14 protein-coding genes are annotated in these 14,630 nt (G+C 71.0%); 5 read left to right on the forward strand and 9 right to left on the reverse strand.

Annotation, left to right across the window (positions count from 1 at the left end; translation table 11 throughout):
- Positions 1 to 82: 82 nt before the first annotated feature.
- The gene (locus ACFVQG_RS10555) at positions 83 to 1,135 is read left to right on the forward strand and encodes a peptidoglycan DD-metalloendopeptidase family protein (RefSeq protein ID WP_383379211.1); all 1,053 of its coding nucleotides are present in this window, start codon (positions 83 to 85) and stop codon (positions 1,133 to 1,135) included.
- Between the two features lie 11 nt (positions 1,136 to 1,146).
- Here ACFVQG_RS10555 and ACFVQG_RS10560 read toward each other — a convergent pair whose 3' ends face one another.
- The 6 genes from ACFVQG_RS10560 to ACFVQG_RS10585 all read right to left on the reverse strand — a co-directional run bounded on the left by ACFVQG_RS10560 (position 1,147) and on the right by ACFVQG_RS10585 (position 6,861).
- A complete protein-coding gene (locus ACFVQG_RS10560) occupies positions 1,147 to 2,034 on the reverse strand; it encodes a Cof-type HAD-IIB family hydrolase (protein ID WP_383379214.1) in 888 nt (295 codons plus the stop codon).
- Between the two features lie 72 nt (positions 2,035 to 2,106).
- Positions 2,107 to 3,009 (reverse strand): LLM class flavin-dependent oxidoreductase, encoded by a 903-nt coding sequence (locus ACFVQG_RS10565; protein ID WP_383379216.1) that lies wholly within the window; start codon positions 3,007 to 3,009, stop codon positions 2,107 to 2,109.
- 62 nt (positions 3,010 to 3,071) lie between these two features.
- A complete protein-coding gene (locus ACFVQG_RS10570) occupies positions 3,072 to 3,533 on the reverse strand; it encodes a hypothetical protein (protein WP_383379219.1) in 462 nt (153 codons plus the stop codon).
- Positions 3,534 to 3,554: 21 nt separating this feature from the next.
- Positions 3,555 to 4,115, reverse strand: coding sequence for an RNA 2'-phosphotransferase (locus ACFVQG_RS10575; RefSeq protein WP_383379222.1), 561 nt, complete (start codon positions 4,113 to 4,115; stop codon positions 3,555 to 3,557).
- A gap of 143 nt (positions 4,116 to 4,258) precedes the next feature.
- Entirely contained in the window at positions 4,259 to 6,016 is a 1,758-nt protein-coding gene (locus ACFVQG_RS10580; protein WP_383379225.1) for an SDR family oxidoreductase, read from the reverse strand.
- On the reverse strand, positions 6,013 to 6,861 hold the full coding sequence (locus tag ACFVQG_RS10585; protein ID WP_383379771.1) for a M24 family metallopeptidase: 849 nt from the start codon (positions 6,859 to 6,861) through the stop codon (positions 6,013 to 6,015). Before ACFVQG_RS10585 ends, ACFVQG_RS10580 begins: the two co-directional genes overlap by 4 nt.
- Positions 6,862 to 7,094: 233 nt before the next feature.
- Between ACFVQG_RS10585 and ACFVQG_RS10590 the strand changes: the two genes are divergently transcribed.
- The 4 genes from ACFVQG_RS10590 to ACFVQG_RS10605 are packed head-to-tail and all read left to right on the forward strand — an operon-like array spanning position 7,095 to position 10,611.
- Positions 7,095 to 8,072, forward strand: coding sequence for an ABC transporter ATP-binding protein (locus ACFVQG_RS10590; protein WP_383379774.1), 978 nt, complete (start codon positions 7,095 to 7,097; stop codon positions 8,070 to 8,072).
- Positions 8,062 to 8,973 carry an ABC transporter permease gene (locus ACFVQG_RS10595; protein ID WP_383379228.1) on the forward strand — a complete coding sequence of 304 codons (912 nt, stop codon included), beginning with the start codon at positions 8,062 to 8,064 and terminating at the stop codon, positions 8,971 to 8,973. Before ACFVQG_RS10590 ends, ACFVQG_RS10595 begins: the two co-directional genes overlap by 11 nt.
- On the forward strand, positions 8,970 to 9,881 hold the full coding sequence (locus ACFVQG_RS10600) for an ABC transporter ATP-binding protein (protein WP_383379231.1): 912 nt from the start codon (positions 8,970 to 8,972) through the stop codon (positions 9,879 to 9,881). The genes ACFVQG_RS10595 and ACFVQG_RS10600 overlap by 4 nt, the downstream gene beginning before the upstream one ends.
- Positions 9,882 to 9,891: 10 nt before the next feature.
- On the forward strand, positions 9,892 to 10,611 hold the full coding sequence (locus ACFVQG_RS10605) for an ABC transporter permease (RefSeq protein WP_383379234.1): 720 nt from the start codon (positions 9,892 to 9,894) through the stop codon (positions 10,609 to 10,611).
- Positions 10,612 to 10,987: 376 nt separating this feature from the next.
- Here ACFVQG_RS10605 and ACFVQG_RS10610 read toward each other — a convergent pair whose 3' ends face one another.
- From ACFVQG_RS10610 to pheA, 3 genes are all read right to left on the reverse strand, one after another.
- Positions 10,988 to 11,827 carry an HAD family hydrolase gene (locus tag ACFVQG_RS10610; RefSeq protein WP_383379237.1) on the reverse strand — a complete coding sequence of 280 codons (840 nt, stop codon included), beginning with the start codon at positions 11,825 to 11,827 and terminating at the stop codon, positions 10,988 to 10,990.
- On the reverse strand, positions 11,824 to 13,101 hold the full coding sequence (gene serS / locus ACFVQG_RS10615) for a serine--tRNA ligase (protein WP_383379241.1): 1,278 nt from the start codon (positions 13,099 to 13,101) through the stop codon (positions 11,824 to 11,826). The genes ACFVQG_RS10610 and serS overlap by 4 nt, the downstream gene beginning before the upstream one ends.
- A 549-nt stretch (positions 13,102 to 13,650) precedes the next feature.
- Positions 13,651 to 14,583: a prephenate dehydratase gene (pheA, locus tag ACFVQG_RS10620; protein WP_383379244.1), complete on the reverse strand. Its 933-nt coding sequence runs from the start codon at positions 14,581 to 14,583 to the stop codon at positions 13,651 to 13,653.
- Between the last annotated feature and the right edge of the window lie 47 nt (positions 14,584 to 14,630).

The following is a 14,630-nucleotide window of genomic DNA, read 5'->3' on the forward strand; positions in this document are numbered from 1 at the left end:
CTGGGCCATCCGGGACCGGCCGTCCCCCGGGCGTACGACTTGAACGAGACCCGGGGCGCCTCGCGGGGCCACGATCGCTCACATGCGCTCACCTCGCCGCCGACCGCTGCTCGTACCGGTGCTGCTGTGCGCGCTCGTCGTGTTCGTGTCCCGGCCCTCCGGCGCCTCGGGCGGCGCGGACGGCGTCAGTGGCTCCGGGATCAGCGCCGAGGTGGCACGGCTGTACGAGGAGGCGGCGGTGGCCACCCAGCAGTACGAGGCGGGGCGGCGGGAGGCCGAGGCGCAGCGGGAGCGGGCCCGGGAACTGGAGGGGCTGCTGGACCGGCAGCGGCGGGAGATCTCGGTCCTGCACGAGGACCTGGGCCGGATCGCACGCGCCCAGTACCGCACCGGCGGTGGGCTGCCGGTCGCGGCGCGGATGCTCCTGGCGGACAGTCCGGAGGAGTTGATGCGCGGTCAGCACGCCGTGTGGCAGGCCGATCTCGCCGTCAACAACGCGATCGGCAAGAGCCGTCGGGCGGAGGCCCGGCTGGCCGCCGACGAGGCGGAGGCCAGGGCGGAGTGGGAGCGGCTGGACCGGCGCAATGCCGAACTCGCCGACATGAAGGGCGCCCTGCAGCGGAAACTGGAGGAGGCCCGGGAGCGGTTGCAGGGGCAGGCCGACGTCTCGGCCGCCGCGGGTTCCTGCCGGGGCGCGGTCCGGCTCGACCAGCCCGAACCGAGCTTCACGCGCGCGTGGGTCGCGCCGGTGGAGACCTACGAGATGTCCGCCGGGTTCGGCAGCGGCGGCTCGCGCTGGGCGAACCGGCACACCGGACAGGACTTCGCGGTGCCGATCGGCACGCCGGTGCGGGCGGTCGGCGAGGGCAGGGTGGCGAAGGTGACGTGCGGGGGCGCCTTCGGCATGCAGGTCCTGGTCCAGCATCCGGGCGGCTACTACACGCAGTACGCCCATCTCGCCGCCGCCGCCGTCGACCAGGGGGAGCGGGTGCGGACGGGGCAGTGGATCGGCCAGTCGGGCTCGACCGGCAACTCCACGGGACCGCACCTGCACTTCGAGGTGCGGGTCACCCCGGAACTGGGCTCGGGCGTGGACCCGGTGGCCTGGCTGGCGGCGCGGGGAGTGGAGCTGTGACCCAACGGCCACTACCTCCGCCGCGCCACCATCCGTTCGATGACCACGGCCACGCCGTCGTCGTTGTTGGCGACCGTACGTCCCGACGCCGCCGCGATCACGTCCGGGTGTGCGTTGCCCATGGCGTACGACTGCCCGGCCCAGGTGAGCATCTCGACGTCGTTCGGCATGTCCCCGAAGGCGACGACCTCCTCGTGCGAGATGCCGCGCTCGGCGCAGCACAGGGCGAGGGTGCTGGCCTTGGAGACGCCGGGGCCGCTGATCTCCAGCAGGGCGCTGGGGCTGGACCGGGTGACGGTCGCGCGGTCGCCGATGGCGAGCCGGGCGAGGGTGAGGAAGCCGTCGGGGTCCAGGTCGGGATGGAAGGCGAGGATCTTGAGCACCGGTTCGTCGGCATGGGCGGCGCCCGGTGCGAGCAGCCGTTCGGCCGGTTCCAGGGTGTCCGGGACCTCCAGGTGCATCCTGGGATAGTCCGGCTCCTGGTGGAAGCCGTACGTCTGCTCGACGGCGTACACCGTGCCCGGCGCCGCCTCACGCAGCAGTCGTACGGCCTCCAGCGCGTTCTCCCTTGCCAGCTCGCGGACCTTCACGAACCGGTGGGTGCCGGGGCCGCCGTGCAGGTCGACCACGGCGGCGCCGTTGCCGCAGATGGCGAGGCCGTGGCCGTGGACATGGTCACTGACGACGTCCATCCAGCGGGCCGGGCGGCCGGTCACGAAGAAGACCTCGATGCCCGCCTCCTCGGCGGCGGCCAGCGCGGCGACCGTCCGTGGGGACACCGACTTGTCGTCGCGCAGCAGGGTGCCGTCGAGGTCGGTCGCGATCAGCCGCGGCGGCACGGCGGAGGCCTGGGTCTCGGGCTGTCGAGTCGCTGAGGTCACCCGGCCATTGTCCCGCATATGCCCGCACGGCCGTGCGGGAGTCCGCACATGTGAGTAAATGAGGCCCTGTGTAGGTGGGGGAAGGTCCGCTCAGCGCAGCTGCGCCGGGGCCTCCATCGCGATCTGCTCGAACACCTTCTCCTCGGCGGCGAAGTCGGAGTCCGGGATCGGCCAGTGGACCACCAGCTCGGTGAAGCCCAGCTCCTTGTGGCGCCCGGCGAAGTCCACGAACGCGTCGAGGGACCGGAGCGGGCGGCCCCGGTCCGGGGTGAACCCGGTGAGCAGGATCTTGTCCAGTTCGGACACGTCCCGGCCGATGGCGGCGCAGGCGTCGGCCAGCTTCTCCGCCTGCCCGCGGATGGCCTGGACCGACTGCTCCGGCGTGCCGTTCTCGAACAGCCTGGGGTCACCCGTGGTCACCCACGCCTGCCCGTACCGCGCGGCGAGCTTCAGTCCGCGCGGGCCGGTGGCGGCCACCGCGAACGGCAGCCGGGGGCGCTGCACACAGCCGGGGATGTTGCGCGCCTCGTGCGCCGAGTAGTAGTCGCCCTCGTACGACACCGAGTCCTCGGTCAGCAGCCGGTCGAGCAGCGGCACGAACTCGGCGAACCGGTCGGCACGCTCACGCGGCGTCCAGGGCTCCTGGCCCAGCGCGGTGGCGTCGAAGCCGGTGCCGCCCGCGCCGATACCCAGCGTGACCCGGCCGCCGGAGATGTCGTCGAGGGAGATCAGCTCCTTGGCGAGGTTCACCGGGTGCCGGAAGTTCGGCGAGGTCACCAGGGTGCCCAGGCGCATCCGCTCGGTCACGGCCGCGGCGGCGGTGAGCGTCGGGACAGCCCCGAACCACGGTCCGTCCCGGAAGCTGCGCCAGGACAGATGGTCGTAGGTGTAGGCGGAGTGGAAGCCGAGTTGCTCGGCCCGCATCCAGGTCGAACGGCCGCCGTCGTGCCAGCGGCGGTACGGCAGGATCACGGTGCTCAGGCGCAGACTCATGCACCGAGGGTATGCGGACGCCCGGGCTTGCCTCTGAAGTCCCGGTGTTTCACGTGAAACAGTCACCGCACGCGGCTGCTCAACCACGGAGTGAGGTGGATCATCGCCATGAACTCCTTGTGCGTGCGGTCACCGGGCAACGGCACGATCAGGAAGTAGCCGGGCGGGAAGCGCCGCCCCTTGACGTAGGCGAGGCCGTCGAAGACGGAGCGCAGGAACGCGGGCACGTCGTCGCGCGGGATGTCGGGGCATTCGACGCCCTCCACGGTGATCAGCGCGTCGTCGTCCGGATAGAGCCGCACGCTCAGCCGGGGCAGCCCGCCGAACTCGAGGAACGCCTCGTGCGGCAGCGAACCGTCCGGGTCGGCGATGACGCCGATGCCCGCGGCGCTGCGGCGGGAGGTCTGGTCAGCGCCGATGTCATGGCTGACCTCGATCTCACGGCCGTACTCCGCGGCGATGGCCCGGAGGACGGTGACGGCGGCCTCGGTGCTGGGGAGGTGCTGGTCCATACCTCTGATCATGGCCCGGAAGACCGGCGTCTGTCAGTGCGCCTTGGGAAAGCGCAGGTAACCCGGCGGTACGGCCTTCGTCAGCCACACCCCGTTCGCGCTCACCCGGAACTCATGGCCGTCGCGGTGCATGGCCGCGGCGTCCACCGAGAGCACGACCGGACGGCCGCGCCGGGCGCCCACGCGGGTGGCGGTCTCCCGGTCGACGGAGAGGTGTACATCGTGCCGGTTCATGGGCCGCAGGCCCTCGGCGCGGATGGCGTCGAGATGGCGGGCGACGGTGCCGTGGTAGAGGTACGGCGGCGGGGTGGCCGTGGGCAGTCCGAGGTCGACCTCGATGCTGTGGCCCTGGCTGGCCCGGATGCGGGTGCCGTCGACCGCGAAGCGCTTCTTGTCGTTGTGGGCGACCACGTGGTCCAGCTCGTCCCGGGTGAACCGGAAGCCGTGGGCGGTGGCCGCCGCGATCAGCACGTCGATCTCGACCCAGCCGCCTTCGTCCAGCGTGAGGCCGATCCGCTCGGGCTGGTGACGGAGGTGCTTGGAGAGGTACTTGGACACCTTCACGGTGCGTCTGTCATCGAGGCTTTCGCTCATGCCCTCAGGGTGCCGGGCGAGACATGGATCACGCACATTGTTTTGCGGACGAGGTTTGATCCACAACCAACACCGGTTATCCACAGGCGGATTGGCCTTCCTGTGGACAACCGCGTCGACGCGTCCCGGCTCAACCGGCCTTTCTACACAGGGGGTTCCATTCGCGCGATCGCCCGCAGCGCCCCCGGCATGAACCGGTGCAGCAGCCGCAGCCCACGCGCCTCCGCGGTCACCGGCACGACCGCCTCGTTGCGGACGACGGCGCGCAGGATCGCGTCGGCGACCTTCTCCGGCGGGTAGTTGCGCAGTCCGTAGAGCCGGGCGGTGCGCTTCCGGCGCCGCCGCTCCTCCTCGGGGTCGACGCCCGCGAAGCGGGCCGTGGAGGTGATGTTGGTGTTGACGAAGCCGGGACAGATCGCGGTGACCCCGATCCCCTGGCCCGCCAGCTCGGCGCGCAGGCACTCGCTCAGCATCAGCACGGCGGCCTTGGAGGTGCTGTAGGCGGGCAGCGCCTTGGAGGGCTGGTAGCCCGCCGCTGACGCCGTGTTGACGATGTGGCCGCCCTGGCCGCGCTCGGCCATCTGCCGCCCGAAGAGACGGCAGCCGTGGATGACACCCCAGAGGTTGACGTCGAGCACCCTGCGCCAGTCCTCGGGCGTGGTGTCGAAGAAGGAGCCCGCCAGGCCGATCCCGGCGTTGTTGACGAGCACGTCGACCACGCCGTACTCGACGGCGACCTTGGCGGCGAGCTTCTCCATGGCCTGCTCGTCGGAGACGTCCACCGTCTCCGCCCAGGCGGCCGGGGCGCCGAGCAGCCGGGACATCTCCGCGGTGCGGGCCGCGCTCTCGGCGTCCCGGTCGACGGCGACCACGCGCGCCCCGGCCTCCGCGAAGGCGTACGCCGTGGCCCGGCCGATGCCGCTGCCCGCGCCGGTGACCAGCACCAGCTGCCCGCCGAACCGCTCGGCGTGGCGCCCGGTCGCCGCCGGTGCGGGACGGCCCCCTTCGTTCACGGTCACGAACTCCGTGATCCACGCGGCCAGCTGGTCGGGACGGCTGCGCGGCACCCAGTGCTTGGCGGGCAGGGTGCGCCGGGTCAGCTGCGGGGCCCACCGCTCCAGGTCGTCGTACAACCGCTCGGACAGGAACGCGTCGTCCACAGGCGTGATGAGCTGCACGGGCGCGTGCGCGTACGCGTCCTCGCGCGGGCGGCGCAGCCGCGGCCGGATGTTGTCCCGGTACAGCCAGGCGCCACGGGCCGCGTCCATCGGCAGGGAGGCGGTCGGGTACCCGTCGCCGGGCACGCGTTCGACGCGCTCCAGCAGCTTCGGCCAGACCTTGCCGAGCGGGCCGCGCCAGGCCAGCTCGGGCAGGACGGGCGTGTGCAGCAGGTAGATGTACCAGGACTTGGCGCCCTGGCCGAGGAGCTGGCCGACCCGGCGCGGGGTGGGGCGCTTGGCGCGCCGCTTGATCCAGTGGCCGAGGTGGTCGAGGGACGGCCCCGACATCGAGGTGAAGGACGCGATACGGCCCTCGGTGCGGCGGACGGTGACGAACTCCCACGCCTGCACCGAACCCCAGTCGTGGCCCACCAGGTGCACCGGCCGGTCCGGGCTCACGGCGTCGGCGACGGCCAGGAAGTCGTCCGTCAGCTTCTCCAGCGTGAACCCGCCGCGCAGCGGTTGCGGTGCCGAGGAGCGGCCGTGGCCGCGAATGTCGTACAGGACCACGTGGAAGCGGTCGGCGAGGCGGTGGGCCACCTGTGACCAGACCTCCTTGCTGTCCGGATAGCCGTGCACCAGGACGACCGTGGGCTGCGCGGGGTCGCCCAGCTCGGCCACGCACAACTCCACGCCCCCGGTCCGCACCCAGCGCTCCCGCGCCCCCTTGAGCACCGTCACTCCTCCTCCGCCCAGCGCCGCACGTGCGGCAGGTCGTCATCCAGCCAAAAAGCGCTCTCCTCGGGATCCCGGGAGTCGGTGACGACCAGGATCTCCTCGAACTTGGCCCCCGTGCCCCGGAAGCCGAGATGGGGTTCGACCGCCCACAGCCCCGGCTGCGGCGGATGGTCGGAGAAACGGTACGGCGACCACAGCGGCGACCAGCCGTCGCGGTGACCGTGCAACGCGTCGGCGGCCAGCCCCCTCAGGGACCGCGCACCGAACCCGAACAACCGTGGCGACCAGGGCCGTTCCCGGACCCGGCCCACCTTGTGGGCGATCACGCCGAAGGGGTAGGCGCGGTGCCGGTTGGCGTAGCCCTGGCGGACCATGAGGCGGTCCACGTCCTCGTAGATCTCGCGCAGCGACCGCCGCTCGCGCACCTCGCGCAGGATCAGCTCCCGGTGCGCCCTGAGGTCGGCCATCAGCCTGTCCTGTACGGGGTTGGGGCCGAGCGAGCCGGAGTAGCCGATGTCGGCGGTGTAGCCCTCGTACACGGGGGCCATGTCCAGGATGAACGGCATCCCGGGCTCCAGCCGCCGGTTGGTCGGGAAGAACTGCAGGGGGATGCGGAAGTTCACGAACGCCGTGCGGTCCCCGAACCAGGCGAAGGGCAGATGGAACCAGTCCCGCACACCCCGCTCGCGCAGCCACGCGCGCTGCATTCGGGCGGCCTCACGCTCCGTGACACCCGGCTTCAGCTGGGCCGCGACGGCCTCCGCGCAGGCATAGGCCAGCCGCTGCACCTCCCGGAATCCCCGCAGCTCAGCGGAGAGGTCACGGGGAGATGCCGTGGCCACCGTCATCGTCATGCGCCCGCCCTTCGACTGCGGTACGTGCCCGTAACTTGACCCCCGTGAATCTTCCAGTTGTTAGAGAAAGCGTCAATAGGGCGGTCGGCGCGGGGTTCGTCACCCCGCCCCGTAGCTCTCAGGCAGGGCATCCCCTACGGGCCCGTAATACTCGAGAGTGACGGCAAGACAGCTCTGCGGTCTGACGACCAAACGTGGTGTCCGTCACTACTGTCGAAGACGTGACTGTGATCGCGACCGAAAGCCTGAGCAAGCGGTTCCCCCGGGTGACCGCGCTTGACCGGCTCTCCGTGGACGTCGGGCCCGGTGTCACCGGACTCGTCGGAGCCAACGGCGCCGGCAAGTCGACACTGATCAAGATTCTGCTGGGCCTCTCCCCGGCCAGCGAGGGCCGCGCCCACGTGCTCGGACTCGACGTCGCCACCCAGGGCGCCGACATCCGCGAGCGCGTGGGATACATGCCGGAGCACGACTGCCTGCCGCCCGACGTCTCGGCCACCGAGTTCGTCGTCCACATGGCACGCATGTCCGGCCTGCCGCCCACCGCCGCGCGCGAGCGCACCGCCGACACCCTGCGCCACGTCGGCCTCTACGAGGAGCGGTACCGCCCCATCGGCGGCTACTCCACCGGCATGAAGCAGCGCGTCAAGCTGGCCCAGGCGCTCGTCCACGACCCCAAGCTGGTCTTCCTGGACGAGCCGACCAACGGCCTCGACCCCGTCGGCCGCGACGACATGCTCGGCCTGATCCGCCGCATCCACACCGACTTCGGCATCTCGGTGCTGGTCACCTCGCACCTCCTGGGCGAACTGGAGCGCACCTGCGACCACGTCGTCGTCATCGACGGCGGCAAGCTCCTGCGCTCCAGCTCCACCACCGACTTCACCCAGACCACCACCACCCTCGCCATCGAGGTCACCGACACCGACGAACACCCCGACGGCACCCGCGCGGTCCGCGAGGCGCTCCACGCGCGCGGGATCGACGTCCTCGACGGCAGCGGCGGCCTCCCGGGCGCCGGACACATCCTGCTGCTCACCGCGGAGGGCGAGCAGACCTACGACCTGATCCGGGACGTCGTAGCCGATCTGGGCCTCGGCCTGGTCCGCATGGAACAGCGGCGGCACCACATCTCCGAGGTCTTCAAGAACGCCGACAGCGAACCCGCTGAGGAGCGGAAGGAGGCCGTGGGCCATGGCCGTTGACCACCCCGTCGCCACCCCACCGGGCGGCGACGAGACCCGCATCCACAACATCGGCTACCGCAGCTACGACGGCCCCCGCCTCGGCCGCGCCTACGCCCGCCGCTCGCTGTACTCGCAGTCCCTGCGCGGCGCCTACGGCCTCGGCCGCTCGGTGAAGTCCAAGGTGCTGCCGATGCTGCTGTTCGTGGTGATGTGCCTGCCCGCGGGCATCATGGTCGCGGTCGCCGTCGCCACCGACGCCAACGACCTGCCCGTCGAGTACACCCGCTACGCGATCATCATGCAGGCCGTGATCAGCCTGTACGTCGCCGCGCAGGCACCGCAGTCCGTCTCGCGCGACCTGCGCTTCAAGACCGTGCCGCTGTACTTCTCCCGGCCCATCGAGACCGCCGACTACGTCCTCGCGAAGTACGCGGCGCTGGCCTCGGCGCTGTTCGTCCTCACCGCGGGCCCGCTGCTCGTGCTCTACATCGGCGCGCTGCTGGCCAAGCTCGACTTCACCGACCAGACAGAAGGCTTCGCACAGGGACTCGTCTCCGTGGCACTGCTCTCCCTGCTCTTCGCCGGACTCGGTCTGGTGATCGCCGCGGTCACCCCGCGCCGCGGCTTCGGCATCGCCGCCGTCATCGCCGTACTGACCATCTCCTACGGCACCGTCTCCGTCGTCCAGGCCATCGCCTACGAGCAGTCCAGCACCGGCGCGATCGCCTGGCTCGGCCTCTTCTCGCCGACCACACTGATCGACGGAGTGCAGTCCGCCTTCCTCGGCGCGCCCTCCGCCTTCCCCGGCGGGGAGGGCCCGGGCAACGCCGAGGGAGCCCTCTACGTCCTCGTCGTCCTGGGCCTCATCGCCGCGTGCTACGGCCTCCTGACGCGCCGCTACCGAAAGGTGGGCCTGTGACCACGCTGAGCATCGACCACGTCTCCCGCTGGTTCGGCAACGTGGTCGCCGTCAACGACATCACCATGACCATCGGCCCCGGCGTCACCGGCCTGCTCGGTCCCAACGGCGCCGGAAAGTCCACCCTCATCAACATGATGGGCGGCTTCCTGGCCCCCTCCACCGGCTCCGTCACCCTCGACGGCCAGCAGGTCTGGCGCAACGAGCAGATCTACCGCCACATCGGCATCGTCCCCGAGCGGGAGGCGATGTACGACTTCCTCACCGGCCGCGAGTTCGTGGTCGCCAACGCCGAACTGCACGGCCTCGGCGCCAAGGCCGCCCAGCGGGCGCTGGCCACCGTCGAGATGGAGTACGCCCAGGACCGCAAGATCTCCACCTACTCCAAGGGCATGCGCCAGCGCGTGAAGATGGCGTCCGCGCTGGTCCACGACCCGTCGCTGCTGCTGCTCGACGAACCCTTCAACGGCATGGACCCCCGCCAGCGCATGCAGCTGATGGACCTGCTGCGGCGCATGGGCGACGAGGGTCGCACGGTGCTGTTCTCGTCGCACATCCTCGAGGAGGTCGAACAGCTCGCCTGGCACATCGAGGTCGTCGTCGCCGGACGGCACGCGGCCAGCGGCGACTTCCGCAAGATCCGCCGACTGATGACCGACCGCCCGCACCGCTACCTGGTCCGCTCCAGCGACGACCGGGCGCTGGCCGCGGCCCTGATCGCCGACCCGTCGACGTCCGGCATCGAGGTCGACCTGGCGGAGGGCGCGCTGCGCGTCCAGGCCGTCGACTTCGGCCGCTTCACCGCCCTGCTGCCGCGCGTCGCGCGCGACCACGGCATCCGGCTGCTGACGGTCTCCCCGTCCGACGAGTCCCTTGAGTCCGTGTTCTCGTATCTGGTCGCGGCGTAGGAGGCCGAAGATGTACGACCCCACAGTCGCCCGGCTCACGTACCGAGCCCTGCTCGGCCGCCGCCGGGCCCTCATCCTCGGCGCGCTGCCGGTGCTGCTGATCGCGATCTCCATCGCGGTGCGCGCGCTCGCCGGAGCCGACGACCAGACCGCGGCGGACGTCCTCGGCGGGCTCGCCCTCGCCACCATGGTGCCGATCATCGGTGTCATCGCGGGCACGGGTGCGATCGGGCCCGAGATCGACGACGGCTCCGTGGTCTACCTGCTGTCCAAGCCGCTGAAGCGACCGACGATCATCTCCACCAAGCTGTTCGTCGCCATCGCGGTGACGATGGTGTTCTCCGCGCTGCCGACGCTTATCGCGGGACTGATCCTGAACGGCAACGGCCAGCAGATCGCCGTCGCCTACACGGTCGCCGCGCTGGTCGCCTCCATCGCGTACGCGGCGCTGTTCCTGCTCCTTGGCACGGTGTCGCGGCACGCGGTGGTCTTCGGTCTGGTGTACGCGCTGGTCTGGGAGGCCCTCTTCGGCTCCCTGGTGCCCGGCGCGCGCACGCTCAGCGTCCAGCAGTGGTCGCTGGCCGTGGCGCACGAGATCGCCGACGGTTCGCTGGTGACGTCGGACGTCGGGCTGACGACCGCGACGGTGCTGCTGGTGGCGGTGACCGCGCTGGCCACCTGGTACGCGGGGCAGAAGCTGCGGACCCTGAAGCTCGCCGGGGAGGAGTAATCCGGTGGCGGCCCGGCGTTGTCGAGCGGCACAGTGGTGGTGTTCACGACGCCGGGCCGGACCGGTGCGGTGTTCCCGATGTCTGGGAGAGGAGCGGGGCGTTGTCGATGCACGACAGTACGTCCGGCTCCCTTCAGGGCAGCCCGCGGTGGGCTCCGGAGTAGTCACCTCCCTCCGTTGAGCCCGCTCCGCATGGGGAGCTGCCCGGGGCGGTCGCTTCGAGCACGCGGGGGCGTTGCGCTCGCGTGGACCGCCCTTCCCAGCCGTCGCCTCTTGGGGGAGGCGACCTGTGCCGGGGCGGGCCACGGGCGGGTGCGGAGGCACCTCGTAGCGCCGAGGTGCGCACCCCCCGGGGCCGCCCCGGCGCAGTGGGGCGTCAGCGACCGCTCGGCGGCTGTGCCGACAACAGCCGCTCCACCACGACCGCGATCCCGTCCTCCTCATGGGAGGACGTCACCTCGTCCGCCACCGCCCGCAGTTCCTCGTGGGCGTTGGCCATGGCCACCCCGTGGGCGGACCAGGCGAACATGGGGATGTCGTTGGGCATGTCGCCGAAGGCGATGGTGTCGGCGGCCTTGACGCCGAGGCGGCGGGCCGCGAGGGACAGGCCGGTGGCCTTCGAGAGGCCGAGGGGGAGGAGTTCGACGATGCCCTCGCCCGCCATGGTGACGGTGACGAAGCCGCCCGCGACGCGGTCCGCGGCCTTGGCCAGCTCGTCGTCGGTGAGGGTCGGGTGCTGGATGTAGAGCTTGTTCAGGGGGGCGGCCCACAGGTCCGCCGCGTCCGTGAAGGGGATGGCGGGGAGGTGGCCCGAGACCGCGTAGCCGGGCCCCACCAGCACATCGCCGTCCAGACCGTCGCGGCTCGCCGCCAGGAACAGCGGGCCGACCTCCGCCTCGATCTTGGCGAGCGCCACCCCGGCGAGCTGCCGGTCGAGCGTGACGGAGGTCAGCAGGCGGTGCTCACCGGCGTGGTAGACCTGCGCGCCCTGGCCGCACACGGCGAGGCCCTCGTAGCCGAGGTCGTCGAGGATGTGCCGGGTCCAGGGCACCGCGCGTCCGGTGACGACGATGTGCGCGGCGCCCACCGCGGTGGCCGCGGCGAGCGCGTCACGGGTGCGCCGGGACACCGACTCGTCGGAGCGCAGCAGCGTCCCGTCGAGGTCGGTGGCGATCAGCTGGTACGGGAAGTTCCCGGCGGAACCGGCGGCGCTCACTTGGCCACCGGCTCCAGGACCTCCCGGCCCCCGAGGTACGGCCGCAGCACCTCCGGCACCCGCACGGAGCCGTCGGCCTGCTGGTGGTTCTCCAGGATGGCGACGATCGTGCGGGGAACGGCGCACAGCGTGCCGTTGAGCGTGGCGAGCGGACGCACCTTCTTGTCCTCACGGACCCGGATGGACAGCCGGCGCGCCTGGAACTCGGTGCAGTCCGAGGTCGAGGTCAGCTCGCGGTACTTGCCCTGCGTCGGGATCCACGCCTCGCAGTCGAACTTGCGCGAGGCCGAGGAGCCCAGGTCGCCCGAGGCCACGTCGATGACCCGGAACGGCAGCTCAAGGGAGGTCAGCCACTGCTTCTCCCAGTCGAGCAGGCGCTGGTGCTCGGCCTGCGAGTCCTCGGGAGCGACGTACGAGAACATCTCGACCTTGTCGAACTGGTGCACGCGGAAGATGCCCCGGGTGTCCTTGCCGTGCGAACCGGCCTCGCGGCGGAAGCAGGGCGAGAAGCCCGCGTAGCGCAGCGGGAGGCGGTCGGCGTCGATGATCTCGTCCATGTGGTAGCCCGCGAGCGCCACCTCGGAGGTGCCGACCAGGTACAGGTCGTCCTTGTCGAGGTGGTAGACGTCCTGCGAGGCCTGGCCGAGGAAGCCGGTGCCGCCCATGGCCTGCGGCCGGACCAGCGCCGGAGTCAGCATGGGCGTGAAGCCCGCCGCGGTGGCCTGCGCGATCGCGGCGTTCACCAGGGCCAGCTCCAGCAGCGCGCCGACACCGGTGAGGAAGTAGAAGCGCGAGCCCGAGACCTTGGCGCCGCGCTCGACGTCGATGGCGCCGAGCAGCTGGCCCAGCTCCAGGTGGTCCTTGGGCGCGAAGCCCTCGGCGTCGAAGTCGCGGATGGTGCCGTGCGTCTCCAGCGTGGCGAAGTCCTCCTCGCCGCCCACGGGGACGTCGGGGTGGACGAGGTTGCCGAGCTGGAGCAGCAACTGCTGGGTCTCGGCGTCGGCGGCGTCACGGTCGGCGTCGGCGGCCTTGACGTCGGCGGCGAGCTGGCTCGCCTTCTTCAGCAGCTCCGCCTTCTCGTCCCCGGCGGCCTTGGGGATCAGCTTGCCGAGCGCCTTCTGCTCGGCGCGCAGCTCGTCGAAGCGGACGCCGGACGACCTGCGCCGCTCGTCGGCAGACAGGAGGGAGTCGACGAGCGCGACGTCCTCTCCACGGGCGCGCTGGGAGGCGCGCACACGGTCGGGGTCCTCACGGAGCAGGCGAAGGTCAATCACGCGGACAAGGCTACCGGTGCGGGATGAGGGCCCACGACTCACTATTCCAGGATGCGGCTTATGTTCAGTTCTGGGAGAATTGCCGACCTTGGTCAATAGGAAGTGTCCCATTCCCCGAGACGGGTCCGTCAACGAGCGCGCTGTTGACTGGATTCCCTTGTGGAGAACGGGACTTGGCGCTATCGGACGGCCCCGTTGTCCACAGCTCCACACGCGTCCCCAGGAGTTATCCACAGGCTGTGTGGAAGATCTGTGGATGCCGGAATTGATCACTCCACTCTTCGTGATCAAGCCTCGGGTTTCTCGGCGCAAACCCCTTTTACCCCCACTTTCGAGTGGAAAGAGGTCCCCCCAAAGGATTGATCAAAGGAAAAGAGTGGACGAAGGGTGACCTGCGCGGCGAGAGGCGCCAGGGTGGTCCGTAGGGCGATTTGTCGACTGACTCATGCTTCGCTGTCGACTTGTCCCCAGGTCGAGAAGCGGACCTGTGGATAACTTCTGTGGATAACGAAGATATGCAGGTAGGACCGGCCGAATCGGCGGTCCTGGCTAGAAACGGCCGTCCTGGCAGCGCGCCACCCAGTCGGCCGCCGACACGAACGCCTCGTCCGTCGTCCCCGGCAGCGGAGCCCGTACGTCCGCCACCGCCACGTCCGCACGCGGGTACGAACCGAGGAACCGCACCTCCCGGCAGATCCGCTTCAGCCCGCGCAGCGCGTCGGCGACCCTGCGGTCCGAGATATGGCCCTCGGCGTCGATGCAGAAGCAGTAGTTGCCGATACCGGCGCCGGTGGGCCGGGACTGGAGCAGCATCAGGTTGATGCCCCGGGTGGCGAACTCACCCAGCAGATCGCGCAGCCCACCGGGGTGGTCGTCGCGCTGCCACAGCACCACGGACGTCTTGTCCGCGCCGGTCGGCGCGGCGGGCCGGGCGGGCCTGCCCACCAGGACGAACCTGGTCTGCGCGTTCTCGGCGTCGTGGATGTTGGTCTCCAGGGGCGCCAGGCCGTACCGCGCGGCGGCGAACTCACCCGCGAAGGCGGCGTCGTAGCGGCCCTCCTGCACCAGGCGGGCGCCGTCCGCGTTCGAGGCGGCCGACTCCCAGGTGACGTCCGGCAGGTTCGCCTTGAGCCAGTTGCGCACCTGCGGCTGCGCGGCCGGGTGCGCGGTGACCGTCTTGATGTCCGACAGCTTGGTGCCGGGCCGGGCCAGCAGCGCGAAGGTGATCGACAGCAGCACCTCGCGGTAGATCATCAGCGGGCTGCCCGCCACCAGCTCGTCGAGCGTGGTGGTGATCCCGCCCTCGACGGAGTTCTCGATCGGCACGAACGCGGCCTCGGCCTCGCCGCCCCGCACCGCGTCCAGCGCGGACTGCACGGACACATACGGGATCAGCTCCCGGGTCGCCGCCTCGGGAAGCGTCCGCAGGGCGACTTCGGTGAAGGTGCCCTCGGGACCGAGATACGCATAGCTCGCTGGCATGACCTCACCCTAATGGGGCCACCGGCCCCGCACCGCCGGGAACCGAC

The sequence above is a fragment of the Streptomyces sp. NPDC057877 genome (genome assembly GCF_042796855.1).
Lineage (GTDB): Bacteria > Actinomycetota > Actinomycetes > Streptomycetales > Streptomycetaceae > Streptomyces.